The sequence below is a fragment of the Streptomyces sp. NRRL S-1813 genome (assembly GCF_000719605.1).
Taxonomy (GTDB): Bacteria; Actinomycetota; Actinomycetes; order Streptomycetales; family Streptomycetaceae; genus Streptomyces; species Streptomyces decoyicus.
The window spans coordinates 694,688-720,527 of record NZ_JOHB01000001.1 but is presented as its reverse complement, the minus strand read 5'-3'; the positions used below and the strand labels follow the sequence as shown (position 1 = coordinate 720,527).

Here is a 25,840-nt window from a genome sequence, read left to right as displayed (position 1 = left end):
GGGAAGGGTTGCACAGCGAGTCATGAGCGATTTCTTAGAAATCTGCGGCGGCCCGGCCCACCGGCTCGGGACCTTGGTCCTCCCCACCTGGGCTTTCGGCCCTTTTCCCGGCATGGCTGGAACCATGCGGGTTGCACTGATCTGTGCGGAACGTCTCAAGCGCGCCGTGTGTACCGCCCGCGGAGCGCGGGCCGGCTCACACGACGCCGTCCGCGGGCCCCGCCCGTACCGGGCAGCGCAGCGCAGAGCCCCCCTCGCCTACAGCGGCGAGGGGGGCTCTGCGGTACGGCGCCAGGACGCGCCCGACGGGCGTCAGTCGTTGCCGTTGCCCGCGGTCGGCGTCGTCTTCTGGATCTGGAGCAGGAACTCCGCGTTGGACTTCGTCTGCTTCATCTTGTCCAGCAGCAGCTCGATGGCCTGCTGCTGGTCCAGGGCGTGCAGCACCCGGCGCAGCTTCCAGACGACCGCGAGCTCGTCGCTGCCCATCAGGATCTCTTCCTTACGGGTGCTGGACGCGTCCACGTCCACCGCCGGGAAGATGCGCTTGTCCGAGAGCTTGCGGTCGAGCTTGAGCTCCAGGTTGCCGGTGCCCTTGAACTCCTCGAAGATCACCTCGTCCATCCGCGAGCCGGTCTCGACCAGCGCGGTGGCCAGGATGGTCAGCGAGCCGCCGTCCTCGATGTTGCGCGCCGCACCGAAGAAGCGCTTCGGCGGGTAGAGCGCGGTCGAGTCGACACCACCGGACAGGATGCGGCCGGAGGCCGGGGCGGCGAGGTTGTACGCACGTCCCAGACGGGTGATCGAGTCCAGCAGGACGACCACGTCGTGACCCAGCTCGACGAGGCGCTTGGCACGCTCGATGGCCAGCTCGGCGACGGTGGTGTGGTCCTCGGCCGGGCGGTCGAAGGTCGAGGAGATGACCTCGCCCTTGACCGACCGCTGCATGTCGGTGACCTCTTCCGGACGCTCGTCGACCAGGACGACCATCAGGTGGCACTCGGGGTTGTTGCGGGTGATCGAGTTGGCGACCGCCTGCATGATCATGGTCTTACCGGTCTTCGGCGGGGCCACGATCAGGCCACGCTGGCCCTTGCCGATCGGCGTGACCAGGTCGATGATCCGGGTCGTCAGGCCGCCCGACTCACCCTCCAGGCGCAGTCGCTCCTGCGGGTAAAGGGGCGTCAGCTTCCCGAACTCCGGCCGTCCGCGGCCCTGTTCGGGCGCCACGCTGTTGACGGTGTCGAGCCGGACCAGCGCGTTGAACTTCTCGCGGCGCTCGCCGTCCTTGGGCTGGCGGACCGCGCCGGTGACGTGGTCGCCCTTGCGCAGACCGTTCTTACGGACCTGGGCGAGCGAGACGTACACGTCGTTCGGGCCGGGCAGGTAGCCGGAGGTCCGGATGAACGCGTAGTTGTCGAGGATGTCGAGGATGCCCGCGACCGGGATCAGGACGTCGTCCTCGGACACCTGCGGCTCGTTGCCGAAGTCCTCACGGCCCCCGCGACGGCCCCGGCGGTCGCGGTAGCGGCCGCGACGGCCCCGGCGGCCGCCCTCGAAGTCGTCGTCGTCATCGGTACGGCGGTCGCGCTGACGCTGGCCGCCCTGGCCGCCCTGACCACCCTGGCCGCCGCCGTCGCCGGCGTCACCCTTGCGGCGGTCACCACGGTCACCACGGTCACCGCGGTCGCCACGGTCACCGCGGTCGCCACGGTCACGCTGGCGCTGGCCGCGCTCACCGCGGTCGCCCTTCTGCCCGCGGTCCTGGCGGTCGCCGCGGTCCTGGCGCTCGCCGCCCTTGCTGGGCCGGCCCTCGCCGGTCTCCTGCGGGGAGGTCGCGGTGTCGGTCTTGGCATCCGCCTTGACCTCGGTCTTCGCCTCGACCCTGGTCTCGGTCTTGACGTCGCCCGAGGCGCCCTCGGGGCTGCCCGCGGCGGCGGTGGCGCGGCGCCGGCGGCGCTCACCGGCCGGCTGCTCGTCGCTGACCGGCTGGCCGGGGATGTCGATCTGCTGCTGGGCCCCGGACTTGTCCGCGGACTTGTCCGCGGCCTTGTCGCCCTTGTCGGACTTGGCGGCCTTGCCGGCGGCCTGCTCCGCGCTGTCGTCGCCGGTACGGGCCTTGGAGGTCGTACGGCGCTTGGGCTTGGTCTCGGTGTCGGCGGCCGCGTCGGCCTTGGCGGCGGCGCCCGAGCTGCCGGCCTGCTTCTCCTTGATGACCTCGATCAGCTGGCTCTTGCGCATCCGCGCGGTGCCCTTGATACCGAGGCCGGAGGCGACCTGCTGAAGCTCTGCCAGGACCATGCCGTCAAGGCCGGTGCCGGAACGGCGGCGCCGCGTGCTAGCAGGCGCGGCGGGAGCGTCCGTGGCGGGCGCGGTGGCACTGCCATCGGTGCGCGCGCCCATCAGATCGGTGGTGTCGCTCACGAAGGGTCCTTCCCTGGAGCGGGCGTCGGCCTGTCTGGCTCGGCGACCGGTTGTGCTGTCCGGCTTGGGTCCTTGGTCTCATGGACCGGGCCGGGGCGGTGGTCCCGCCGGAAGTGGCGGTGAGAATCAGTTCATGGCTCCGGCGTGAAGAGATGCAGACTGGCCATGTCGTCACGCCGATTCCGGAGCGTGCTCACTTCTGCTCAGGCCATTGCTCCAAGCAGTTTGGGAGGCTCCCGGAAGAAAGTGGTCCCTATGGGGGACACGAAGCACCGCGCCACTCAGGCGTCGAGTACTGACTTGAGGTTAACACTACCGGGTCCAACAAACATTCCCCCTCTCAAAGACCGGCAATCGTCGATCACCCGCGTGATCACCCGGCGAGCGGCAGTACGCAGGTGCCTGCCGCGTCGAGGGTCAGCCGGTTGGCCGCCCACCCCTCTCCCGCCAGTGCTGCGACCTTCTCGGCCGCCGCGTCCTCGACCAGCGCGAGCACCGTCGGGCCCGCACCGGACACAACTGCGGGGACGCCGTCCGCACGCAGTCGGTTCACCAGGGCCACGCTCTCCGGCATCGCGGGGGCGCGGTATTCCTGGTGGAGTCGGTCCTCGGTCGCGGCGAGCAGCAGCTCGGGGCGCCTGGTCAGGGCCTCGACGAGCAGTGCGGCGCGGCCGGCGTTGGCCGCGGCGTCCACATGCGGGACGGTACGCGGCAGCAGTCCACGGGCGGTCTCGGTCAGCACCGGCTTTCCGGGCACGAAGACCACCGGAACGATGGAATCCGCGGGATCCATCCGGATCGCGCGGGCGGTTCCGGTGTCCATCCAGGCGAGGGTGAATCCGCCCAGCAGACACGCAGCGACGTTGTCGGGGTGGCCCTCGATCTCGGTGGCCAGCTCCAGCAGCGCGGTGTCGTCGAGCTTTTGCTCACCGCCTATCGTCACCGCGCGGGCGGCGACGATGCCGGCGCAGATGGCGGCGGAGGAAGACCCCAGGCCGCGGCCGTGCGGAATGCGGTTGGCGCAGACGATTTCCAGGCCGCGCGGCTGTCCGCCGAGCAGCTCGAAGGCGGTGCGCATCGACCGCACGAGCAGATGACTCTCGTCGCGCGGCAGGGAGTCGGCACCCTCACCTGCGATGTCGATGTGCAGTCCGGAGTCGGCGACACGCACCACGACATCGTCGTACAGGCCCAGGGAAAGACCCAGGGCATCGAAGCCGGGACCGAGATTGGCGCTGGTAGCGGGGGTGCGCACCCGGACGGCGGCGGCGCGGAACGCGGGACCGGCCATCGCTCGATGACTCTCCTTGATTGATGCTGCGGTACTGCCCCGGAGCGCCGCGGCACCGAGATGCCCGGCCGGCTCATGGGGTCTGTTCTGACCTGCCCTGCGCGCCACTGCGTTATGCCGTGGGGAGGGGAGTTGGTGCCAGCCTATCGAAGGAAGGTTCTGTCGCGACACAGGGCGCACAGGAGGCGCACGATGCGTGTCGCGCGCCTTCCTGTGCCCCGCCGCTGCCTTCCCTCCGGCTTTGCACCCTTTGCACCCTTTGCTCTGCAAGGGGTGACGGGACATTCACCGTCCCGTCACCGGGCGCCGTACCGGCAGGTCCGCCCGTACGGCTGCGCCCCGCGCGGGGCGCCGGCGGTCCTAGACGAGGCCGAGGCGCTCGGCCGCGGCGTCCGCGTCGATCGGGACCGTGACCGGCTGCGGCGCCCCGGCCACCGCCCAGTCCGGGTCCTTGAGGCCGTTGCCCGTCACCGTGCAGACGATGCGCTGGCCGGGGTCGACCTTGCCCTCCTCGGCGGCCTTGAGCAGACCGGCGACGGACGCGGCCGAGGCGGGCTCCACGAAGACCCCCTCCTGCGCGGCCAACAGGCGGTAGGCGGCGAGGATTTGACGGTCGGTCACGGAGTCGATGGCGCCGCCGGACTCGTCCCGCGCCTGCTCCGCGTACGACCACGAGGCGGGGTTGCCGATGCGGATGGCGGTGGCGATGGTGTGCGGGTCCTTGACGACCTCGCCGCGCACGATCGGCGCACTGCCGGAGGCCTGGAAGCCCCACATGCGCGGAGTGTGCGAGGCGAGCCCGTCGGCCGCGTACTCCTTGTAGCCCCGCCAGTACGCCGTGATGTTGCCGGCGTTGCCGACGGGCAGTACATGGATGTCGGGCGCATCGCCGAGCATGTCGACGATTTCGAAGGCGGCGGTCTTCTGGCCCTCGATGCGCACCGGGTTGACGGAGTTCACAAGTGCGACCGGGTAGTTGTCGGACAGGCTCCGGGCCAGCGTCAGACAGTCGTCGAAATTTCCCTCGACCTGGAGGATCTTCGCGCCGTGGACCAGTGCCTGGCCCATCTTGCCCAGCGCGATCTTGCCCTGCGGGACGAGCACGGCGCAGACCATGCCGGCGCGGACCGCGTAGGCGGCGGCCGAGGCGGAGGTGTTGCCGGTGGAGGCGCAGATGACCGCCTTGGCGCCCTCCTCCTTGGCGCGGGTGATCGCCATCGTCATGCCACGGTCCTTGAAGGAGCCGGTGGGGTTGGCACCCTCGACCTTGAGGTGCACCTCGCAGCCGGTGCGCTCGGAGAGCACCTGGGCCGGTACGAGAGGCGTGCCGCCCTCGCGGAGGGTGACGACCTCGGTCGTGTCGCTGACCGGGAGCCGGTCGCGGTATTCCTCGATGATTCCGCGCCACTGGCTGCTCGCCGTGGTCACAGTGGAATTGGCAGACATGGGTTCCTTTACTCCCCTTCGACCCGCATGATGCTGGCGACACCACGGACGGTGTCGAGCTCGCGCAGAGCCCCGACGGTCGACGACAGGGCCGCGTCCGCCGCTCGGTGGGTGACGATGACGAGGGATGCCTCGCCGTCCTTGCCCGACTGACGGACCGTATCGATCGATACGCCGTGCTCCGCGAAGATCGTGGCGACCTGGGCGAGAACACCGGGCTTGTCGGCCACGTCGAGGCTGATGTGGTACCGCGTGACGACCGCGCCCATGGGGCTGACGGGCAGCCGCGTGTAGGCGGACTCACCCGGTCCGGTGGCGCCGGCGAGCTTGTTGCGGCAGACCGCGACGAGGTCGCCGAGCACCGCGGAGGCGGTCGGCGCGCCACCCGCGCCCGGCCCGTAGAACATCAGCTGACCGGCCGCCTCGGCCTCGACGAAGACCGCGTTGTACGCCTCACGGACGGAGGCGAGCGGATGCGTCAGCGGAATCATCGCGGGGTGCACCCGCGCGGTCACGGACGCACCGTCCGCGGCCCGCTCGCAGATGGCCAGCAGCTTGACCGTGCACCCCATCCGCTTGGCGGAGGCGATATCGGCCGCGGTGACCTCCGTGAGGCCCTCGCGGTGCACATCGTCGATGGTCACGCGGGTGTGAAAGGCGATACCGGCCAGGATCGCGGCCTTGGCGGCGGCATCGAAGCCCTCGACGTCGGCGGTCGGGTCGGCCTCGGCGTAGCCGAGCGCGGTGGCCTCGTCCAGCGCCTCGCTGTAGCCGGCCCCGGTCGAGTCCATCTTGTCGAGGATGAAGTTGGTGGTGCCGTTGACGATGCCGAGCACCCGGTTGACCTTGTCGCCGGCCAGGGACTCGCGCAGCGGCCGTACCAGCGGGATCGCGCCCGCGACGGCGGCCTCGTAATACAGGTCCGCACCATTGGCCTCGGCCGCCGCGTGCAGCGCCGCGCCGTCCGCCGCGACCAGCGCCTTGTTGGCGGACACCACGCTCGCGCCGTGCTCGAAAGCGGTGGTGATGAGCGTGCGGGCCGGCTCGATACCGCCGATGACCTCGATCACGACATCAATATCGCCGCGTTTGACGAGCGCGGTCGCATCGGTGGTGACCAGGTGGGCCGGGACGCCCTCGCGCACCTTGTCGGGGCGGCGGACGGCGATCCCGGCGAGTTCCACGGGCGCACCGATGCGGGCGGCGAGGTCGTCGGCGTGCGTCGTCATGATGCGCGTCACCTCTGAGCCGACAACACCACAGCCCAGGAGCGCCACCTTCAGCGGACGCGTACGCATCATTCGACCTCTGCTTCTCATCGATCAGCGAATTCCAGCTTGCTCATGCACAAGTCTCACGCACCGGACGGCGGTTTCCGTCCATCGTCCAGATGCCGAGACATTTATTTCATCCGGGAGCGGAACCCGGCGATCCGGCCCTACCCGACATCCAACCGCAGGAGATCTTCCTCCGTCTCCCGTCGGACGATCACCCTGGCCGCACCGTCCTTCACCGCCACCACCGGCGGCCGCAGCGAGTGGTTGTAGTTGCTCGCCATGGAACGGCAGTACGCACCGGTGGCCGGCACCGCGAGCAGGTCCCCGGGCGCCACATCGGCCGGCAGGAAGGCATCGCGGACGACGATGTCCCCGCTCTCGCAGTGCTTGCCGACCACGCGCGAGAGCATCGGCGCGGCCTGGGAGGTGCGCGACACCAGCGCCACGCTGTACTCCGCGTCGTAGAGCGCCGTGCGGATGTTGTCCGACATCCCGCCGTCCACGGACACATACGTCCGCAGGCCTTCCAGCTCCTTGACCGTGCCGACCTCGTACAGCGTGAAGGCCGTGGGCCCCACGATCGCCCGTCCCGGCTCGACCGACAGCCGCGGCACACCCAGCCCCGCCGCCGCGCACTCCTTGCTCACGATGTCGCCCAGCGCCGCCGCAATCTCGTGCGGCTCCCGCGGATCGTCATCAGAGGTGTACGCGATGCCGAGCCCGCCGCCCAGGTCGATCTCGGGCAGCTCGATCCCGTGCTCGTCACGCACTTCGGTCAGCAGCTGCACCACGCGGCGCGCGGACACCTCGAATCCCGCCATATCGAAAATCTGCGAGCCGATATGGCTGTGAATGCCGATGAGTTCCAGCCCGTCCAGCTTCAGCGCACGACGCACGGCCTCCGCCGCCTGGCCGTCCGCCAGCGCAATGCCGAACTTCTGGTCCTCGTGTGCGGTCGCAATGAACTCATGCGTATGCGCCTCGACACCGACCGTGACCCGGATCTGCACGCGCTGCCGCTTGCCCAGCCGCTCCGCGATATGCGCGACCCGCACGATTTCCTGGAACGAGTCGAGCACGATCCGTCCGACCCCCGCCTCCACGGCGCGGGTGATTTCCTCGGTGCTCTTGTTGTTGCCGTGCAGGGCGATCCGCTCGGCCGGCATTCCCGCCGCCAGCGCCGTGGCCAGCTCGCCCCCGGAGCAGACGTCGAGATTCAGCCCCTCTTCGTTCAGCCACCGCACGATGGCCCGGGACAGGAATGCCTTCCCGGCGTAGAACACATCGGCCCCCGGACCGAAGGCGTCCTTCCAGGCCCGGCAGCGGGCCCGGAAGTCGTCCTCGTCCAGGAAGTACGCCGGTGTGCCGAACTCCTCGGCGAGCGCGGCGACGTCCAGCCCGCCGACGGTGACCACACCGTCGGCATTGCGCGAGACCGTACGGGACCAGACCCGCGGGTCGAGGGTGTTGAGATCGGCGGGCGGCCCGGCGTAGTGCCCCTCGGGCAGTACGTCAGCGTGCCGGGGCCCGGCGGGATGCGCGGAGCGACTCATGACTGTGGAGTTCCCCTCAAAATCGTTCAGAGGTGTTCGGGAGCGGAGATGCCGAGCAGACGCAGGCCGTTGGCGAGCACCGTCCCGCCGGCCTCGGCAAGGGCCAGCCGGGCGCGATGCACGGCCAAGGGTTTCTGCTCCCCGACGGGCAACGGCGGAAAGAGGTCATGCCACCGGAAGAACGCGTCCGCCGTCGCCTCCAGATGGCGCACCACCCGGTCCGGCGCCCGCAGCCGCGCGGCGACTTCGATGACGGAGGGGAAAGTGGCGAGAAGGGTCTCCAGAGCATGGAGGCTCTGGAGGGAGGGGGCGGGGGGCGTGGGGTGCTGCGGCGGGGGCTGAGCGTCGGGGGCGGACCGATCCCCGGGCGAAGACGAGGAGCCGCCACCCGTCAGCGGATGCCCCACCTCCCCCGGCTCGCTCACAAACCCCAGCTCACCCGCGTTCCGCACCAGCGCCCGCACCCGCGCGTACGCGTACTGCACCCGGAACCGCGGATTGCTCTCCCGCTGCACGGGCCGCTCGGGCACCCGCACCGGATCATGCGCGGCCGGCCGCAACAGGACCCAGCGTGCCTCGTCGGCACCGAGGCGGGCGATGAGTGTGGCGAGGTCGTACGGAACGGGCGCGAGCGCCGGCTGGCATCCGCCCCGGCGCCCACCGGGCCCGGCCGCCGCGTCGATCCGCGCCAGCACCTCGTCGATCACGGCCTCACGGGCGCCGCCCGCCGCGGAACCGTCCACCGGGCCGAAGGCATCAGGGTCTTGCCCCGCCCTCGACCCGCCGTAGCCGTCCCCCTGCGCCAGCACATCCCGTACGAGCGCGATCAGCGCCCCGTCCCCCAGGGTGAAGTTCAAAAAACCCGGCCCGGCGATCTCGACGCGGGCGATCCCGGCGCTCCCGACCAGCCGCTTCCGCAGAATCTCGGCGACCTCCCGGGCCGGCCGCCCTGCCGGCCCCGCGAGTTGCAGCGCGACATTGGAGGCGTAGTCCCCACACCCGGGCCGCGGCGGCGGCTGCACCACGATCCGCGCCGGCACAGGCACGGAGAGCTCCTGCTCCTCCACTGCACCACGCACGGAGCGCAGGACGGTGCGGGAGAGCTCAGCGGGGGTCACAGGACAAGCGTATGGGAGACCAGGGGCATCCACGCGACCCGGTTTCGCCCTGTGGACACTCCGCCCGGGGATCCGGGGTGGGCCCGGGACTCACCTGAGCACGGCATCGGGGCACCGGGCTTCCGGCGTGCCCGCTCACAGCACCGGGGCTCGCCTACTCCCCACCCGCATCCACCATGCCGACCCCACCGGACGTCGCGACCCCACCGGACGGAGCGCCACGCTCCGCCGCGCCCCCGCTCCCGTCGCTCTCCCCGTCCTCTTCCTCGGCCCCACCCGCGGCCCCACGCTGCCGCTGGCGCGCCTCGCGCACCAGCATCCCCACGGTCCGCACCAGCTCCGTCGGCTCGAACGGCTTCGCAAGAAAGGCGTCCACACCCACCGACTCGCCGTTGTCCACCTCACCCTGCGTGCAGGCGCTGATGATGGCGATCGGGATATCCCACGTCCGCGGATCGGACCGCAACCGCGCCGCGGTGTGCAGACCGTTGAGCCGTGGCATCACCACATCGAGGGTCACGACATCAGGTCTCACGTGGTGCACCACGTCCAGACATTCGGCACCATCAGCCGCGGTCACGACCTCGAAGCCCTCCAGCTCGAGATTGACCCTGATCAACTGCCGGATCACCTTGTTGTCGTCGACAACGAGGATCCGACCGGACAAGCCAGGCACACCTTGAGACTAGGACCCCGCCTGTGACTGCGTCCCGGTTTTCCCCACTTCCGCCCCCGTGTGAGGGACCTTTCCTCGACCCCCACCGCCACGCCCCTCACATGCGCTAGAGACCCGGCCACTCCCGCCGCGCCCCCTCCCCCACCTCCCACGAAACCTGTTCATGAACACCCCATCAGAGCTGGTAGGGTTCTACCCGTCGCCACGAGAACACAGGCGGCAACGCCCCCGTAGCTCAGGGGATAGAGCAACGGCCTCCGGAGCCGTGTGCGCAGGTTCGAATCCTGCCGGGGGCACTTCGCAGGAAGTGCCTGAAAGACCCTCTGCACAGTGAAAACTGGGAGAGGGTCTTTTCGCTTTCGTCCTCTGCTTCTGGTGTTCGCACTCCTCCAAGCGCCAAAGGGTCGGCATCGCGTCACTCTCCACCGAGAATCCGCCGGTTTCTGTGCCGCAGACATCGGGCGCCGGACAAGGCAGCTCCACGTGAGCACGTTCGTACCGTCGCCATAGCGCCCGCTCCAGGGGGCCGTACAGCCGCCGCAGCTGTCGTGGCTGCAACCCAGGACCCCGCACGAACCTCATGGGCCGAGGCCCACGTGCGCCCCTATATACGGGAGGCCGGGCAGGCAGGGCGTGAACACCTCACAAGCCGCCCCCAACCTGATTCATCGTGCGTAAGGTGGGCTCCCTGAAAAATGGCAACGGGCAATGGGGGAAGAGGCAGCGTGGACGACCGGCTTCGCAACTTTGCGAAGGGATCACCGAACTTCGGGGCCCTCTACCACCACCAGCCACTGCTCTCGTTGTACGGCGCCTCGGCCGAAGCCACCGTATTCACCAATCCCAATTCGTCGCTGGTCCAGGCCGGGCAGTTCGGCGAAGTCCTGGCGGAGGAGCTGATCGCCCGGATCGGGATGCGGGTCGAGGGGGATCGCCAGATCGACCGGCTGACCGCGCTGACTCGCGCCGGCGTCCTGGTTCCCGAGATCCGCAGCGACTTCGACCAGCTGCGCCACGACCGGAACAAGGCTGCCCACAGCCACCTCTTCGACACCGCGCGGGCCCTGGCCGCCGTACGTACCTGCTACAAGCTGGGCCTCTGGTTCCATGACGCCATCGAGGGCCGGCGGACGGTCGCCGAGTTCGTGCCGCCCACAGACCCCGGCGACTCTGCTCAGGTCACGGACCCGGCCGAGCTGGCCGAGCTGCGCGAAGCCCTCGACGGACACCGCCAGGCGCTCACCCAGGCCCGCACCCGGCTCGCGGAGTCCAGCAGCGCTCTGGAAGCCGAGCGCAAGGCGCGCTCCGAGGCCGAGCACTTGATCGCCAGCGTGAACACCAACACGAGCGAACTGCAAGCGCAGGTCGAGCAGTTGGCTGCTCAGATCGAGGACCTGCGCGGCGCCCAGAAGGCGAAGTACGACGTCGCCCGCAAACAGCCCCGGCACGTGGACGCGGGCAGCCGCGACGCCATCATCCACCGTGCCCAGCGTCCTGCTGCCCTCAACGAGGTCCAGGCCCGCGACGCCATCGACGCGATGCTGCACGCATCCGGCTGGGTGGTCCAGGACCGCGACCAGCTCAACCCGGAGGCCGGGCAGGGAGTCGCCGTCCGCGAGTTCACCCTGGCCACCGGCCGCGCCGACTACGTCCTGTACGTCGACGGCCGGATCGTCGGCGTGATCGAGGCCAAGCGCGAGGGCGACCACCTCTCCAGCGCCGTCGAGCAGAACGACCGGTACGCGGCCGGCGTGCTGAAGGAGAACCGTCTCGCCGTCTGGCGCGAGGCCGAGCCGTTCGCCTTCCGTTACGCCACGACCGGTACCGAGACCTACTTCGTCAACCGGCTCGACCCTGATGCCCGCTCCCGCGAGGTCTTCACATTCCACCGCCCCGAGACGGTCGCCGGATGGGTGCAGCGCGCCGACGAGACCCCTCGCACCCCCACCTTCCGGGCGGCCCTGCGCACACTTCCCGTGCTGGAGCCGAACGGGCTGCGCCTGGCCCAGATCGACGCGATTTCCGGCCTTGAGGAATCTTTGGGAGAGGACCGCGCAAGGGCGTTGATCCAGATGGCGACGGGCGCCGGCAAGACGTACACGGCGGTGGCGCAGACGTACCGGCTGCTCAAGTACGCCAAGGCCCGCCGTGTCCTGTTCCTCGTCGACCGCAACAACCTGGGCAAGCAGGCGCACGACGAGTTCCGGAAGTTCACCACCCCCGACGACGGCCGCAAGCTCTCCGACATCTACAACGTCGACCGACTCGGTGCCTCGGGCCTCCAGGACACTTCGTCCGTCGTGATCTGCACGATCCAGAAGATGTACTCGCTGCTACGGGGCGAGACGCTGACCGACGACGAGCAGGCCGACGCGGCGGCGGACAACGCGGCGTACGAGGACACGTACGAGACCGATCTGCCCATCGACGTGGCCTACAACCCGGCCGTGCCGATCGAGTCGTTCGACCTGATCATCGTGGACGAGTGCCACCGTTCGATCTACGGCCTGTGGCGGGGCGTACTGGAGTACTTCGACGCCCATCTGGTCGGCCTGACCGCCACCCCCAAGCCGCAGACGCTCGGCTTCTTCGGCCGCAACCTGGTCTCCGAGTACACCTATCCGCAGGCCGTCGCGGACGGTGTGAACGTCGACTTCGATGTCGTACGCATGCGCTCCGACCTGCGCGAGAACGGCGTCGCGACGATCGAGTCCGGGACGACGATCAGGGTCAGGGACCGCAAGACGCGACGGCAGCGCTACCAGGAGCTGGACGACGACTTCACGTACACGACCGCGCAGATCGGCCGGTCGGTGGTCACGGTGGATGAGATCCGGGCGGTGCTGACCGCTTACCGGGACAACTGGCAGCGCTGGTTCCCCGACCGCCGCGAGCTCCCGAAGACCCTGATTTTCGCGGTCGGCGAAGATCACGCTGAGGATGTCCTCGCCCAGGTCAAGGAGGTCTTCGGCCGCGGGGACGACTTCGCGAAGAAGATCACGTACAAGAGCCGGCAGGCCGGGGAGGACCCGGACGAGCTGATCCGCGCGCTGCGGACCTCTCCCCGGCTCCGGGTCGCGGTCACGGTCGACATGATCGCGACCGGTACGGACGTGAAGGCCCTGGAGTGCGTCATATTCCTGCGCGAGGTGCGCAGTGCGGTGCTCTTCGAGCAGATGAAGGGGCGCGGCGCCCGGACCATCGACGCGACCGAGCTCCAGGAGGTCACGCCGGAGGCGGGCGCGTCGGTGCGCAAGGACCGCTTCGTGCTCGTGGATGCGGTGGGTGTGACGGACTCACCACTGGTCGACGCGCGGCCGCTGGTGCCGGCGGGCGAGCGGCAGGTGTCACTGGCGAAGCTGCTGGACAAGGCCGGTACGAAGTCGATCAGTACCGGTGAGGCCGAGATCCTGGCCGGGCGGCTCGCGCGGCTCAACCAGCAGCTGACGGAGGACGAGCGCGAGCAGCTGACCGAGGCTGCGGGCGGACGCACCCTGTCCGAGATTGCGGGCGGCATCGTCAAAGCCGTCGACCCGGACCGGCAGGAGCGGGCCCTTGAGGAGGGTGGGCGGGCGGCGGCCCGGAAGCTGGTGGAGGACGCGATCGCGCCGCTGACCACCAGTGATGCCCTCCGTAGCCGCATCATCGAGATCCGGCGGGACAAGGACTACGTCATCGACGAGACCACGGCTGTGTCGATCACTGATGTGGACGAGGTCCCGAGGGAGGTGCGGGCCCAGGAGGAGGTCGGCAAGTGGAGCCGGCTCCTGAAGGAGGAGCGTGACCGCATCGCGGCGGTGTCGCTGGCGCTGAGCAGCCCTCGGGCGATGTCTCCTGCGGAGGCGTACGCGTCGCTGCGGGAACTGGCCACGGAGATCCACCGCCCCCAGTACGCGTGGACGCCGCAGGCACTGTGGACGTATTACGAGGACCTGGGCGCGGCGGTGCACCGGACGGACCGGGAGGCGGGCGTCCCGGACCTGATCTCGCTGATCCGGTACGAGTTGGGTGTGGATGAGGAACTTCGCCCCTACCGCGATACTGTCGAGGAGCGTTTCGCGGCGTGGCTGCTGAAGCAGCGGCAGGCCGGAGCGGACTTCTCGGAGGAGCAGCTGTGGTGGCTGCGGGCCATACGGGATGTCGTGGCGAGTGATGTCGGGATCAGCACACAGGAATTCAACGCCGAGCCCTTCAAGGGGCGGGGTGGCGGGCGCGGGTTCCAGCATGCGTTTCCGGGGCGGGATGTTCGGTCTTTGTTGGGTGAGTTGAATCGGGAATTGGCTTGAGTGACACAGAAACTCCGCCGGGATGGAGCCGGACTCAGCTCCGCGACATCTTGCTGAAGATTGAAGCCGGAAAGTCCTTCACTTGCGAACCTCGCCCTGCCGCCCCCAATGAGTGGGGAATCATCAAAGTCAGCGCCATGACCTGGGGTCAGTTCGACGAGGCCGAGAACAAAGCTCTGCCTGCCGAGCGCGTAGCTAATCCCGCGTACGAGATCCGTCCGGGCGACATCCTTGTCAGTCGCGCCAATACACGGGCATATGTTGGAGCGCCAGTTCTCGTCGGCCAGTGCCGCCCACGGCTTCTACTCTCAGACAAGAGCCTCCGTCTCGTACCCAGCGATCAAGTAGATAAGAAATGGCTGGTCTATCTCCTGGGGTCTCCAGAGGTGAGGCAATTCATCTCTGCAAAGGCAACGGGGACCAAGGACGCCATGCGTAACATTTCGCAGCAGGCTCTGCTGGACATCCCTATCGTGCTTCCCCCTCTCGCGGAGCAGCACCGCATCGTCGAGGCCCTCGAAGACCACCTCTCCCGCCTCGAGGCGGCTAGATCTGGGCTGGAGATGACTCAGGCGAAGTCCAAGCGGCTCAGCTCTCTCCTCTACGGCCGCGCGGTTGCCGGCGCTTTCAGTCGCACCGTACAGGCTCACGAATGCGTTCGGGCTGACTCCGTCAGAAAGGCCAGCAGTTCGAGGGCCACTCGCCGATGGAAAACATCAGCTACGTCGATGATCCCGGGGTATACGCCACCCGACAACTGGACACTGGTGAGCCTGGGAGACCTCTCGTACGCCTCCGGGTACGGCACATCGACCAAGTGCGATTATGAAGGCCCCGGACACCCGGTCCTGCGCATCCCGAACGTCCAAGGCGGATCAATCGACCTCTCGGACATGAAGAATGCCATAGACCCCAGCCTCGAACTGAGCCAATACTTCCTTGAGCCCGGAGATCTACTGTTTGTGCGCACCAACGGCAGCCGAACCCTCATCGGAAGAGTTGGTGTTGTGGAAGAATTTCTGCCGTACGCCTTTGCGTCTTACCTGATCAGATTTCGACTCACTCCCAAAATCGTGGAGCCACGCTGGGTGCAGCTGGTGTTGCAAAGCCCCTTGTGGCGACAAGCGATCGAACGTTATGCGGCGTCTTCTGCTGGACAATACAACCTCAGCGTTGACACACTCTCTAAACTTCCGATGCCGATTCCCCCATTGGAAGTTCAGCGCGACACGCTTGAGGCCGTGGATGCCGCCGTGGCCGGAGCGATGCGTCTGTCCGACGCCGCTGAGCTTGCTCGGACGCGCGCTGATCATCTACGTACCGCATTGTTGCACCGGGCATTTACCGGCCGCCTCGTCCCCCAAGACCCCACCGACGAACCGGCCCCCGTCCTCCTCGACCGCATCCGCACTGAGCGCGAGGCACAGGGCAGCAAGGGCAAGCCCAAGCGCGCCCCACGCCCCCGCAAGGCGGCCGCAGCTGACGCACCACCGCCCCCACCCCCCGCCGCCTCAATCCCTTCCCCCAACAACGCCGTTCAGCAGGAGCTTCCGCTGTGACCCCCGCAATCCCCGCTCAGGCGCACGCGCAGACCAACACCCTGGTCGCCAAGCTCTGGAACTACTGCAACGTCCTCCGGGACAACGGCCTGTCCACCATCGAGTACGTCGAGCAGCTCTCGTACCTGCTCTTCCTGAAGATGGCCGACGAGATCGCGTCCGACCCCTTTACTGAGGAGGAGGCCAAGACCGTCGTACCGGCCGAGTACGACTGGAAAAACCTCGCCTCCAAGAAGGGCCTGGAACTCGAAGCGCACTACCGCGACACCCTCACCGCGCTCGCCAAGAACCCCGGCACCACCCTCGGTACGATCTTCGCCAAGTCCCAGAACCGCATCACCGAGCCCGCGCTCCTCGAAAAGCTGGTCGTCGATCTGATCGGCAAGGAGGACTGGACGATCCAAGGGACGGACCTCAAGGGCGACGCCTACGAGGGCCTGCTCGCCAAGGGCGCCGAGGACACCAAGACCGGTGCCGGCCAGTACTTCACGCCCCGCGCGCTCATCGACGCCATGGTGGACGTGATGCAGCCGCGGCCCGAGGACACCATCACCGACCCCGCCTGCGGCACCGGCGGCTTCCTCATCTCCGCACACAGCTACATCCGCAAGCACCACATGCAGAATCTGTCGCGCGACCAGCGCCTCGCCCTCGGGTCCGGCAAGATCTGGGGCAACGAGCTGGTCACGGGCACGGCTCGGCTCGCCGCCATGAACATGCTGCTTCATGGGATCGGTGACGCCGACGGGCCATCCCTCATCACTGAAGGTGACGCCCTCGCCGAGCAGCCGGGGCGGCACGCCTCTCTCGTGCTAGCCAACCCGCCCTTCGGCAAGAAGTCCGCGATCACCGTCATCGGCACGGATGGAAAAGCCGAGAAGGAAGACATCTCCTACGAGCGGGGCGACTTCCGCGCCACCACCACTAACAAGCAGCTCAACTTCCTCCAGCACATCATGTCGTTGATGGAGATGAACGGGCGTGCCGCCGTCGTCCTCCCGGACAACGTGCTCTTCGAGGGCGGGGCCGGTGAGAAGGTGCGCCGGCGGCTGCTCGAAGACTTCGATCTGCACACGATCCTGCGGCTGCCCACCGGCATCTTCTACGCGGGCGGCGTCAAGGCGAACGTCCTGTTCTTCGAGAAGAAGCCGCCCCGGTCCGGTGGTGCGCACAACACCTCGAAGCTCTGGGTCTACGACTTCCGTACGGCCAAGCACTTCACGCTCAAGCAGCATCCGCTGCGCCGTGCGGATCTGGAGGATTTCGTCCAGGCGTATCTGCCAGGCCAGTCGATCAGCGAGCGCGTGGAGACCGAACGATTCAAGTCGTTCGACTATGACGAGCTCATCGCCCGCGACAAGGTGAATCTCGATATCACCTGGATGAAGGACCCGGCGCTCGACGACGCCGACAGCCTGCTTCCGCCCGAGGTGATCGCACAGGAGATCGTCGAGGATCTCCAGGCCGCACTCAGCGAGTTCGCCGCCATCGCGGAGGCGCTCGGTGGCGAGGTCGCGGCTGACACCGACGCGATCCAGCCAACTGGAACGGATTGATCCGCAACCGGGTTGCTCCTCCCCCGCTCCCACCGGAATCCTGACTCCCGAGGCCCAGCGAGACGGGGGAAGTTCCATGCAAGCCGCACATCCGCAGACGCGCGAGTTCCGGGCGTTCCTGACCAACCTTGAGTATGCCCGGAAGATGATCGTCGCGGGTCAGAGCCTGGCGGCTTTCCAGTCCCCGGTCATCGACATCGGCGACTTCTACCGCGCCGCGTGGGTGCAAGCCGTCAGCGCCATCGACCACTGGTTCCACGAGGAGCTGTACCGGCGAGTGGCGGAGCTGGCCTCCGAGGACGGCGCCGGAATGCCGCTTCAGCTGACGAAGTTCGAACTGCCTTTGGCGATGGTCGAGGAGGTCCGGCGCGGTAAGGCCACGCTCGCCGACGCCGTGTCGGACCACGTGAAGGCGAAGTGGGGCAACGCGGCGCTGCAGAACCCCCGGAAGATCAGCGAGGCGCTCAAGCTGGTCACGGAGCAGGACATCTGGGGCAAGGCCGCCGTGCAGCTCAACGAGTGGAATCACGGCCGTACCTCGATGAACGCGCAGGCCCTGAAGCAGAAATACAACTCGATCACCGACCGCCGCAACCGGATCGCCCACGACGCGGACCTCTTGGACGGGGACCTCAAGCGTCGGCGTCCGATCACGGACGCCGACGTTACTGACGCGATCGACTGGATCGAGCGGATCGCGCTGGCCATTGCCAAGGTGCTGGGCTGAGGCTTCTTCATCTCCGGACAAGCCGTGGGCGCCATCGTTACGTTGTCGATGGCGCTCCCCGCAGAAGGGACACACCCGTCACCCCTGGGCTGCGAAGTCCACGAAGGCGGCCCACTGCGCCCGCTGGAAGGCCAGTTGTGCCTTGGCCGGCTCCTTGGAATCACGTATATGGACCATCGCGCTGCTGTCGATAGCAACCTCGACGCATGCACCTCCCTCGTTGCCGCTGTAGCTGCTCTTGAACCAGGCGAGTCGCGCGGGTTCTCCAGTGCTCATCGTTCTGCCTGCATCCTCTCGATCAGGGCCAGAGACTCTCGTGGAGTGAGCGCCTGGGCCCTGATGCTGCCGTAGCGTGCGGCCAGGATACGGACCTCCTCGGTATCCGTGGCCAGGCGAGTGATGTTCTGGACCTCCACGTACCCGACCTGCGGTTTTCCCTTGGGTGTGAGCAGAATGAACGGGCCGCCCATCCCAGCGTGCTCGGTTCGGTCCATCGGCATCACTTGAAGCTCGACGTTGCGCAGTTGGCCAAGCTGGAGCAATTGCTCCAGCTGCTCCTTGTGAACCTTCCGTCCGCCGATCGGCCGCCGTAACACGGACTCTTCGATGACAGCAGTCACCATGGGCGGAGGCCAGCGAGTCAGGATCTCCTGCCGGGCCAGCCGCGAGACCACCCTTTGCTCAATCGTCTCCTCGTCGAGCAGCGGCTTGCGCATCTCGTACAAGGCCCGGGTCCGCTGCTCGGTCTGGAACAAGCCGGGGATGTCGTGGCTGCTGTAGTCATTGACCTCCACCGCATCCCCCTCCAGCCTTGCGTAGTCCCTGAACCAAGCCGGATGCCGAACCCGCGCCTTCGCCTTCGCCCGCGCCACATCCTCCTTGGCCGCCTTCAACAGGCCGTCGGCGCCCAGCAGTTCGTCGGCCGCGTCCAGGAACTCAGGCTGCGGCGTACGGCGGCCACGCTCCAGTGACGAGATCAAGTCCTCGCCGTAGCCAAGCCGGTCGCCGACGTCCTTCTGGGTCAAGCCGGCCCGCTCCCGCAGCAGCTTGAGCTGCTTGCCGAGCGCGCGGTACAGATCCGCCGCGCCGTCCGCGTCCTCGGGCGGGTCGGGCCGCCGCCCGGCCTCGTTCCGTTGCACCCCGTCCGTCACCACGACCACCGCCTCGCGCATTACGCCCGTCCGGTTACTCCCGCCACCCAGGACAGACAACCATCCGTACTGGTACACACACTCTCCGTACCGACCGCTTCCCTGGTCAGGGTAGGGCCCTCCGGCCACGCTCTGTCACATGAAGTCAGAAACTACCGAGCGGCAACCACTCATCCCCTCGGCACACTTCCGGCAGCAGCTCAGTGCCACCCGGCGCGGGGCCCGGCTCGCGCGGTTGCTCGCCGTGCAGCAGCTGGCCGACTGGGGGTGGGCGCGGGACGGTGAGGCCGTGCAGACCGCTGCCCTGCTCGTCGCCGAGCTGGCTGCCAATGCCGTTGTCCACGGGCGGGTAGCCGGCCGGGATTTCCTGTTGACCCTGGCGGTCAGCCCGACGACCACCACCCTCCCGACCGCGCCCGCCGCACTCCGTATCGCGGTCTCCGACTGCCGTGGCGAGCGCCTTCCCGCGCCGGCGCCCGGGTCTCAGTCGACGGACGAGTACGGACGCGGTCTGCTAATCATCGAGACCCTCGCCACCCGTTGGGGCACCGAACCACGGCCGCCGTCCGGGAAGACGGTGTGGGCCGAGATTGCCCTCGGGGGCGGACCGATGGGTTGACTCGTGCTCCGGTCCCTCGCCCACTCGCCGGCACGCGCCGGGCTCACAGGCCGTGCTCGTCGAGCATCCGCATCAGGTTGCGCTTGCGTTTCTGGTCGGCGCGCAGATCTGCGAGGTAGCGCGTGAACTCGGGCTCCGTGTCCAGGGCTCGATGGCAGGCGCGAACCGAGAGCAGGAGTTCTGTCATGCGTTCGTAGGCGGGATCGCCGGTCTGCTGCTTCAGCGGGGTGAGGGCGCGGAGATAGACGGGCAGGGCCTCGGCGGGATGTTGCTCGCGTACGGCGTCGGCCAGACGCACCCATTGAGCGGGGGCGGTCGGAACGCTCGGTGCCGTCTTCCAGGCGGCTTCGGCGTCGCCGTCGTCGAGCAGTGCCTCGATCAGGACCGGGGCGGTGTGGGGGCGCTGACCGGTGTGTTCCTCAAGGGCGGTGCAGTGCAGGAGATCCAAGGCGCGGGGGCGTTCGGCGGGCCAGCAGTCGGCTGCCCGGCAGGCGGTGCGCAGGCTGCGGTACGTGGCGAGCGTGCCGTGGTGGCGGAAGTCGTCGCGGCGTACGCGTACCAGGTCGGTGAGGCGGCCCGCCTCCTCGTAGCGGTGTGCCAGGAATTCGATGAGGCGCCGGTCGCGTGGCGGGGCCGTTTCGGTCTCGGACAGGCCGCGTTCGGCCCACGCCACGGCTTCGTCGCGGCGGCCCGCCCGGTCCAGTTCGAGGGCGATGGCCAGGTGCGTGGAGCCGTTCGGCTCAAGGTCGGTGGAGAGGGCGGTCACCAGCTCGTCCACTCTGCCGTCGGCCTTGAGCACGGACTCCAGTACGTAGCGCTCGGTCCAGCCCGAGGGATGGCTGCGGTGGGCTTCGTATGTCAGACGCCTCAGCTCCGCCCAGCCGGGCTCGCCGAGAATGTCCCGGTATTCGGCGGGGTCGAGTTCCGGCAGATGGCTCCAGTCGCCGAGGAGGTGGGCGGCGAGCCACTCGGCGGTACGGACCGGATCGGGGCGGAGGCGGCGGCAGGCCTCCAGGTGTGCCTGCGCCATTTCCTCGGCGGCGTGGGAGAGGTCACCGTCCGAGTCGTCGATCCGCTCGGCGGCCTCTCCGATCGCATTGATGGCGGTTTCGGCCAGCATGACCGCCTCGGCGTCCGGCTCGGTCGTAGCGAGGGCACGGATGGCGAGGGCCGCCTCGGTGAGCTGTGCCGCATACCCGGCGGCGTCCCGTCGGTCGACGACGCCGTACTGCTCGAAGGGGCGGGTGTCGAGGAGGCGGAGAATCTGGGCGCGTACGGCGGAGGTGTCGGAGCCGGCCGCGGCGGCGCGCAGTTCCAGGCGGCGGTGGAGGTCCGGGTCCGTGGCCAGTTGTTCCCTCAGCAGGTCGCGCAGTTGGTCACGGTCGAGTGAGTCCAGCCAGTCGTCCAGGGTCTGCGCCCGCCGGGCCGTCTCGGCGCTCAGCTGCTGGAGGTCGTCCCGCTGGGCGAGCGCAGTGAGACCGACGGCCACGCAGTGCTTGCAGAAGTGTCCGTCCTGGCCGTAGGGGCAATCGCAGGAACCGGTGAGGCGGGGACCGGCCAGGAGCAGGAGGACGTGGTAAGGCTCGGTGCCGTACACGGTGGCGGTGATCCGGTCGTCGGTGGCGGAGAGTTCCGCCACGTCGGAAAGGTAGTCCTGGCCGCGGGCGAAGGAGCGTGCTCCGGCCAGGCGGGTGAGGTCCTCTTCGGTGAAGGAAGACACCCTAGGGGCGTGGTGCGCGGGTCGAGTACTCACGGTGATTCCTGAATTCCTGGATTTCCGGCGTGCAAGCAGGGCGTCCCGGCCCACTTCAGGTGCGGGCGGCGTCCCCGTCCGGTGCCCGGTTTGGCCTCGCGAGGACCACCACATGGAGGAACCACTCCAGCACCGCGGAGATCTCGTCCCCGTGGTCAGCGAAGACCTCCACCGGGAAGGACGGGCGCAGGTCGAGCTTCGCCTCGGCCAGGTCGATGCCGTCGATGTCGTTCAGCCGGGCCATCAGCTCGCGGCGCAGCGGCTCATCGTCGAACGGCGGGCGGCGCTTCAGATGCTGGAAGACCACCTCGACGGTGCCGGTCACCGGGTAGATCGCGATCGGCCACAGGGCCGGTGCCCCGGGTGCATTGCCCACGGTGATCAGTGGGGAGCAGCTTGTCTCGCTCGCCCTGCCGTACGCGCGGTGCCCGCCCTGCCGTTCCCAGAACCGAAGGGCGGTCATTACCCCGTCGACGGTCTCCGGGGTCTGGTTGTCCCGCAGCAACGTCTCGAACCGTGTCGCTGACTGCTGCTCGTCGTCCGCCCGGGCCGTCGGTGGTGCCTCTTCCGAGCCGTCCTTTCCCACCAGAGCCGCCAGGTCTGCGGTGGTCAGGCGGTGGGTGCGATCGGCCCGGCGCTTGCCGTCGAAGGGCACGCCCTCCGCCTCCAGCAACGCCTGCGGGGCGCCCGTGTGCTGGTCGTCGACCCATTGGAAGCCCTCGGCGATACGCCCGTCGGCCGTCATGACGCGGTAGGCACAGTGCAGACCGGGCTTGGACGCCACATGACCGGCGACCGAGATGGCGTGGGTGCCGATGAGAGCGGCCAGATCGCCGTACGACGTCCAGGTCCCGCTCGGCATGGCGAGCAGGGCGGCACGCAGCTCGCGCCAGCCCTGCCATTCGTCGTCCGCGTGGACCAGGCCTTCGAGGGGCCCGGGCCACAGCTGCACGGCCTTCTCGGCCAGTTCATCGGCCCGGGTGAGGATCTCCGCCCGGCCCCACCGTTCCTGCGCCGCAATCTGCTGGTTCATGCGCAGGGCGCTGGAGTCGAGGATCTGCTGCTTGCGGCGGAAGGGGTGATTCGAGAGCCTGGCGTTGTCCGCGGAGAGCGTGAGATTGCCCAGCGTGTGCACCAGCAGTCCGTGGAGCTCGTCCGGGCTCTGGCCGTCCTCGGCCTCCTCGGCGAGCAGGTCGAACCACTGCTGCGCCGGTCGCTGTGGCAGGACATGCTCCACCGTGAGCTGCGCCTTGCCGTAGTCCACGGGCTCGCTGGGGCGGTAGCTCTCTTCCAGACGGCGCAGCACCTGGAACCGCTGATTGCTCCGGCCCGCCTTGTAAAAGGGCCGGGTGCGGATCGCTTCACGCATGGCGTCGTCCCCCGGCCAGACCCGGGCCCCTGTCTTGTTCTTGGACAGGAAGCGGCGTACGGCCTCTCCCGGGGAGCCGCCCTTCTCCAGTTCCTTGGGGAGTTCCATGAAGACCCGGTTGCTGCCGGTGGTCGACAACCCTGTGATCAGGCGCCGGACCATGTAGCTCTCCGCGTACGCCAGGGCGTCGGCCGCCTCGTGCGCCGTGATCCGTCCGCTGTCGAGGAGGTCGAGGAGTCCGAGTGCCAGTGGGTAGTGGGTCTGGCCGCCCCAGCGGGACAACCTCTCCAGTGCCTCCCGCAGCTCCGCGTCCGTCTCACGTGACGGTTCGAGGATGCGCATGAGCCGCTCCGCCCGCTGTGCCAGCTGGACGATCTCGGCCTGGAGCACGTCCTCATCAGCGCTTAGCGGCTCCAGGCGCTTCTTCTGGTCACGGTAGATCTCGCTCTGCTTGGCCCTGCTGTTTCCGGCAACGACAAGGTCGAGCCAGACCAACAACTCCAGGTTCTCCGGGCCGAGGAGCTCCTGCATGGGCAGCCAGAGATTCCGGTAGACCGATTCGCCACGCGTCGGCAGGCACATGAAAAGGTAGTTACGCAGCAGATCGCTCTGGCTGAGCCCCACACCGGTGTTGTTGATCGACTCGAAAATCCGGTAGACGTTGTCGCCTTCTGCCGCGGTGATCTCGACGATCGACAGCAGCCCGCCGAGCACCGTCTCCACGGCGTCCGTCCAGGCCTCACCTCCGCTCACCTCTCCTTCGGCCAGGGCTCCGAGGAAGAAGCGGTAGGCGGCGCCCACGTTGCCGGGGCCGCCGGCCTTCGGGGAGGATTCGACGCAGGCGGTGAACGCGTCCCGGTCCGCCTGGGTAGGCAGCAGCCGGTAACGGTCGTCGCCGTCCCCGTACCTGTTGACCAGCAGGAGGTCGTGGATGCGCGCGGCCTTCTTGTCAGCTCCACGCTGCCGGTGCCGGTCGCGCAGCGCGGTGAAGGCGAGCATGAGCGTGGTGAGCCGCTGTTGGCCGTCCACCACGAGCCAGCGCTGTATACCGCCCGCGGTGATCCGGCCCGGCGCAAGAACCACCGATCCCACGAAATGCGCGGCCGGAGGGCTGCGGTCCAGCTGCTCCTCGACCAGTTCCAGCACGTCGTCCCACAGTTGCTTCAGCTCTTCGCGCTGCCAGCTGTATGTGCGCTGATACAGCGGAACCTGGAACTGCTTCTCACCCTGGACAAGTTTGCTGAATGTGGTCTCTTGCGCGTGCACGCGCGTCCCCTCCCGACGTGGTCCCGCTGACCGCCATGATCTCGTACCTGCGTGCTGCGGTCAGGGAAACCTGAGATGCCGGTCGCTGGACCCACGGCCGGGGGCGAATCCGCACGGCAGTCTCACGACATGGAAGGCGCTGCATACGCCTTGTCGTGCGGCCCATGAAAACCACCGCGTACCGCATGCTTCAGCAGTTCTCCTACCAGCGACACCAAAGACCGGACATCCGGCCCATCGGCCAAATGCCCGGTCAGAGGGGGCGTGGAGCAGGGGTTGTGGTCAGTTGTCCAGCCGGACCGGCAGGGATTCGATTCCGTAGACGATCGAGAGTTTGCGGAATTCCAGGTCCTCCGGCTTGGCGGCGAGGCGCATGTTCGGGAAGCGGCGTGCCAGGGCGGGGTAGGCGGCGCGGAGTTCCATGCGGGCGAGTTCCGCGCCTACGCAGCGGTGGATTCCGTAGCCGAAAGCGAGGTGGGAGGGGACGTTGCGGGTGGGGTCGAACTGTTCCATTTCCGGGCCCAGTTTGCCGTCCCGGTCCGCACCGCTCAGTGAGCACAGCACCACATCTCCGGAGGCGATCTGGACGCCGCCGATCTCCAGGTCCTCGCGGGCGAAGCGCGGGAAGGCGACCTGCACGACGGTCAAGTAGCGGAGGAGTTCGTCGACATAGCCGTCGACGGCGTCCTCACCGTCCTGGAGGGCCGCGAAGTGCTTGGGGTCCTGGAGGAGGACCAGGGCGCCGAGGGCCAGCATGCTCGCGGTGGTTTCGAAACCGCCGGTGAGGACGCCGTCGGCGAGGCCCGCCAGTTCTTCGTCGCTGACCGAGTCGCCGTGCTCCTTCACGATCATGCCGAGCAAGCCGTCGCCCGGGTTTTCGCGCTGCCTCTTGACGATGTCCCGGAAATAGGAAAGCGATTCGGATATGGCGCCGAAGGAGGCGTTTGCACCGCTGAAAAGGTCGAAGCGGGCGGCGCTGAGTCGTTCGAAGTCGGCGCGGTCCTCGTAGGGGACGCCGAGGAGTTCGCAGATGACGAGGGACGGGATGGGGAGGGCGAAGGAGTGGACGATGTCGACCGGGTCGCCGTCTTTGCCCGCCTTTTCCATGGCGTCGAGGCGTTCCTCGACGATCTCGTGGATGCGGGGGGTGAGCCGCCCGAGACGCCGCATGGTGAATTCGGGGGTCAGCAGCCGACGGAGGCGGGTGTGCACGGGCGGGTCGGAGAACCCGAGTCCACCGGGGTTCTGTTCGGCACCGGCACCGGCCTTGCCGACGAGGTTGGTGAAGTCCGAACTGAAGGCATTGGCCTTCCCCAGCACCGCCTTGACCTCGTCGTAGCCGGTGACCAGCCAGACGTTGGCGGCTATCGGCACGGGGAGCTTGCTGACGGGCTCCCGCTCCCTGACGGCGGCCAGATCACCCACAGGGTTGAGCCCCTCGCGCCGCAACGGCATCAGGACGGACTCGGGCAAGAAAGACATTCGAGACAGGTCGAAGCCTTTCTTCTGTGTTCTCGCCAGATACATGCGGCCGGCCCAGGCGATGATCCGGGAACGGAGAGTCGTCATGACGCTAATACTGCCTTTCGTCGAGGGGGTCGGTCATCCGCGCTCCACGGCCCAAGTCGGCCGGGACGGCACGGAACCTCCACTCGGCGTGCACGGGTGTGATGTACGCCATAGCCCCTCGCTCACGGTGGTCATGGCACAGGTCCATGCCATCGACCGATGTCTTCGGTCGTCCGCATCAGCGTGACGAGCTCGGCCTCGGC

At 68.2% G+C, this 25,840-nt stretch carries 17 protein-coding genes and 1 tRNA gene; 6 read left to right on the top strand and 12 right to left on the bottom strand.

All coding sequences use genetic code 11. The features are described 5' to 3' along the window. Nucleotides 1-312 precede the first annotated feature (312 nt). From rho to IF67_RS0103280, 7 genes are all read right to left on the bottom strand, one after another. A complete protein-coding gene (rho, locus tag IF67_RS0103310) occupies nucleotides 313-2,421 on the bottom strand; it encodes a transcription termination factor Rho (protein WP_030981886.1) in 2,109 nt (702 codons plus the stop codon). Nucleotides 2,422-2,794: 373 nt separating this feature from the next. Next, nucleotides 2,795-3,712 carry a homoserine kinase gene (gene thrB / locus IF67_RS0103305; RefSeq protein WP_030981884.1) on the bottom strand — a complete coding sequence of 306 codons (918 nt, stop codon included), beginning with the start codon at nucleotides 3,710-3,712 and terminating at the stop codon, nucleotides 2,795-2,797. A 360-nt stretch (nucleotides 3,713-4,072) separates the two neighbouring features. Then, nucleotides 4,073-5,158: a threonine synthase gene (gene thrC / locus IF67_RS0103300; RefSeq protein WP_030981881.1), complete on the bottom strand. Its 1,086-nt coding sequence runs from the start codon at nucleotides 5,156-5,158 to the stop codon at nucleotides 4,073-4,075. An 8-nt stretch (nucleotides 5,159-5,166) separates the two neighbouring features. Then, nucleotides 5,167-6,459, bottom strand: coding sequence for a homoserine dehydrogenase (locus IF67_RS0103295; protein ID WP_030081230.1), 1,293 nt, complete (start codon nucleotides 6,457-6,459; stop codon nucleotides 5,167-5,169). A gap of 137 nt (nucleotides 6,460-6,596) precedes the next feature. After that, on the bottom strand, nucleotides 6,597-7,988 hold the full coding sequence (gene lysA, locus IF67_RS0103290; RefSeq protein WP_030981879.1) for a diaminopimelate decarboxylase: 1,392 nt from the start codon (nucleotides 7,986-7,988) through the stop codon (nucleotides 6,597-6,599). Nucleotides 7,989-8,014: 26 nt separating this feature from the next. Further along, nucleotides 8,015-9,106, bottom strand: a complete 1,092-nt coding sequence (nrtL, locus tag IF67_RS0103285; protein ID WP_030981877.1) for an ArgS-related anticodon-binding protein NrtL — start codon at nucleotides 9,104-9,106, stop codon at nucleotides 8,015-8,017. 154 nt (nucleotides 9,107-9,260) lie between these two features. After that, nucleotides 9,261-9,782 carry a response regulator gene (locus IF67_RS0103280; protein ID WP_420708590.1) on the bottom strand — a complete coding sequence of 174 codons (522 nt, stop codon included), beginning with the start codon at nucleotides 9,780-9,782 and terminating at the stop codon, nucleotides 9,261-9,263. 224 nt (nucleotides 9,783-10,006) lie between these two features. Between IF67_RS0103280 and IF67_RS0103275 the strand changes: the two genes are divergently transcribed. The 5 genes from IF67_RS0103275 to IF67_RS0103255 all read left to right on the top strand — a co-directional run bounded on the left by IF67_RS0103275 (nucleotide 10,007) and on the right by IF67_RS0103255 (nucleotide 17,910). Next, a tRNA-Arg gene (locus tag IF67_RS0103275) sits at nucleotides 10,007-10,078 on the top strand. Nucleotides 10,079-10,507: 429 nt separating this feature from the next. Further along, nucleotides 10,508-14,068 carry a DEAD/DEAH box helicase family protein gene (locus tag IF67_RS0103270; protein ID WP_037838631.1) on the top strand — a complete coding sequence of 1,187 codons (3,561 nt, stop codon included), beginning with the start codon at nucleotides 10,508-10,510 and terminating at the stop codon, nucleotides 14,066-14,068. A 137-nt stretch (nucleotides 14,069-14,205) separates the two neighbouring features. Beyond that, nucleotides 14,206-15,627 carry a restriction endonuclease subunit S gene (locus tag IF67_RS41080; RefSeq protein ID WP_078889239.1) on the top strand — a complete coding sequence of 474 codons (1,422 nt, stop codon included), beginning with the start codon at nucleotides 14,206-14,208 and terminating at the stop codon, nucleotides 15,625-15,627. Beyond that, nucleotides 15,624-17,183, top strand: a complete 1,560-nt coding sequence (locus tag IF67_RS0103260; protein WP_030981869.1) for a type I restriction-modification system subunit M — start codon at nucleotides 15,624-15,626, stop codon at nucleotides 17,181-17,183. The genes IF67_RS41080 and IF67_RS0103260 overlap by 4 nt, the downstream gene beginning before the upstream one ends. Nucleotides 17,184-17,259: 76 nt before the next feature. Further along, nucleotides 17,260-17,910: a HEPN domain-containing protein gene (locus IF67_RS0103255; RefSeq protein ID WP_030981867.1), complete on the top strand. Its 651-nt coding sequence runs from the start codon at nucleotides 17,260-17,262 to the stop codon at nucleotides 17,908-17,910. 78 nt (nucleotides 17,911-17,988) lie between these two features. Here IF67_RS0103255 and IF67_RS0103250 read toward each other — a convergent pair whose 3' ends face one another. Further along, nucleotides 17,989-18,186: a DUF397 domain-containing protein gene (locus tag IF67_RS0103250; protein WP_030981864.1), complete on the bottom strand. Its 198-nt coding sequence runs from the start codon at nucleotides 18,184-18,186 to the stop codon at nucleotides 17,989-17,991. Continuing rightward, nucleotides 18,183-19,082: a helix-turn-helix domain-containing protein gene (locus IF67_RS0103245; protein ID WP_051817504.1), complete on the bottom strand. Its 900-nt coding sequence runs from the start codon at nucleotides 19,080-19,082 to the stop codon at nucleotides 18,183-18,185. Before IF67_RS0103245 ends, IF67_RS0103250 begins: the two co-directional genes overlap by 4 nt. A gap of 118 nt (nucleotides 19,083-19,200) precedes the next feature. Here IF67_RS0103245 and IF67_RS0103240 point away from each other — a divergent pair, with 118 nt between their 5' ends. Then, the gene (locus tag IF67_RS0103240; protein ID WP_030981860.1) at nucleotides 19,201-19,680 is read left to right on the top strand and encodes an ATP-binding protein; all 480 of its coding nucleotides are present in this window, start codon (nucleotides 19,201-19,203) and stop codon (nucleotides 19,678-19,680) included. Nucleotides 19,681-19,723: 43 nt separating this feature from the next. On the opposite strand, the gene IF67_RS0103235 is transcribed toward IF67_RS0103240, so the two are convergent. The 3 genes from IF67_RS0103235 to IF67_RS0103225 all read right to left on the bottom strand — a co-directional run bounded on the left by IF67_RS0103235 (nucleotide 19,724) and on the right by IF67_RS0103225 (nucleotide 25,637). Continuing rightward, nucleotides 19,724-21,400 (bottom strand): SWIM zinc finger family protein, encoded by a 1,677-nt coding sequence (locus IF67_RS0103235; protein WP_030981858.1) that lies wholly within the window; start codon nucleotides 21,398-21,400, stop codon nucleotides 19,724-19,726. Between the two features lie 88 nt (nucleotides 21,401-21,488). Next, nucleotides 21,489-24,068: a GmrSD restriction endonuclease domain-containing protein gene (locus tag IF67_RS0103230; RefSeq protein WP_037838629.1), complete on the bottom strand. Its 2,580-nt coding sequence runs from the start codon at nucleotides 24,066-24,068 to the stop codon at nucleotides 21,489-21,491. A gap of 282 nt (nucleotides 24,069-24,350) precedes the next feature. After that, the gene (locus tag IF67_RS0103225; protein WP_030981854.1) at nucleotides 24,351-25,637 is read right to left on the bottom strand and encodes a cytochrome P450; all 1,287 of its coding nucleotides are present in this window, start codon (nucleotides 25,635-25,637) and stop codon (nucleotides 24,351-24,353) included. Nucleotides 25,638-25,840: the final 203 nt, after the last annotated feature.

Bases quoted from the DNA above. Each gene is read 5' to 3' on its own strand.
- thrC (WP_030981881.1), bottom strand. From the start codon at position 5,158: ATGTCTGCCAATTCCACTGTGACCACGGCGAGCAGCCAGTGGCGCGGA.
- IF67_RS0103240 (WP_030981860.1), top strand. From the start codon at position 19,201: ATGAAGTCAGAAACTACCGAGCGGCAACCACTCATCCCCTCGGCACAC.
- IF67_RS41080 (WP_078889239.1), top strand. From the start codon at position 14,206: ATGACCTGGGGTCAGTTCGACGAGGCCGAGAACAAAGCTCTGCCTGCC.
- IF67_RS0103225 (WP_030981854.1), bottom strand. From the start codon at position 25,637: ATGACGACTCTCCGTTCCCGGATCATCGCCTGGGCCGGCCGCATGTAT.
- IF67_RS0103245 (WP_051817504.1), bottom strand. From the start codon at position 19,082: ATGCGCGAGGCGGTGGTCGTGGTGACGGACGGGGTGCAACGGAACGAG.
- IF67_RS0103255 (WP_030981867.1), top strand. From the start codon at position 17,260: ATGCAAGCCGCACATCCGCAGACGCGCGAGTTCCGGGCGTTCCTGACC.
- IF67_RS0103250 (WP_030981864.1), bottom strand. From the start codon at position 18,186: ATGAGCACTGGAGAACCCGCGCGACTCGCCTGGTTCAAGAGCAGCTAC.
- IF67_RS0103295 (WP_030081230.1), bottom strand. From the start codon at position 6,459: ATGATGCGTACGCGTCCGCTGAAGGTGGCGCTCCTGGGCTGTGGTGTT.
- thrB (WP_030981884.1), bottom strand. From the start codon at position 3,712: ATGGCCGGTCCCGCGTTCCGCGCCGCCGCCGTCCGGGTGCGCACCCCC.
- lysA (WP_030981879.1), bottom strand. From the start codon at position 7,988: ATGAGTCGCTCCGCGCATCCCGCCGGGCCCCGGCACGCTGACGTACTG.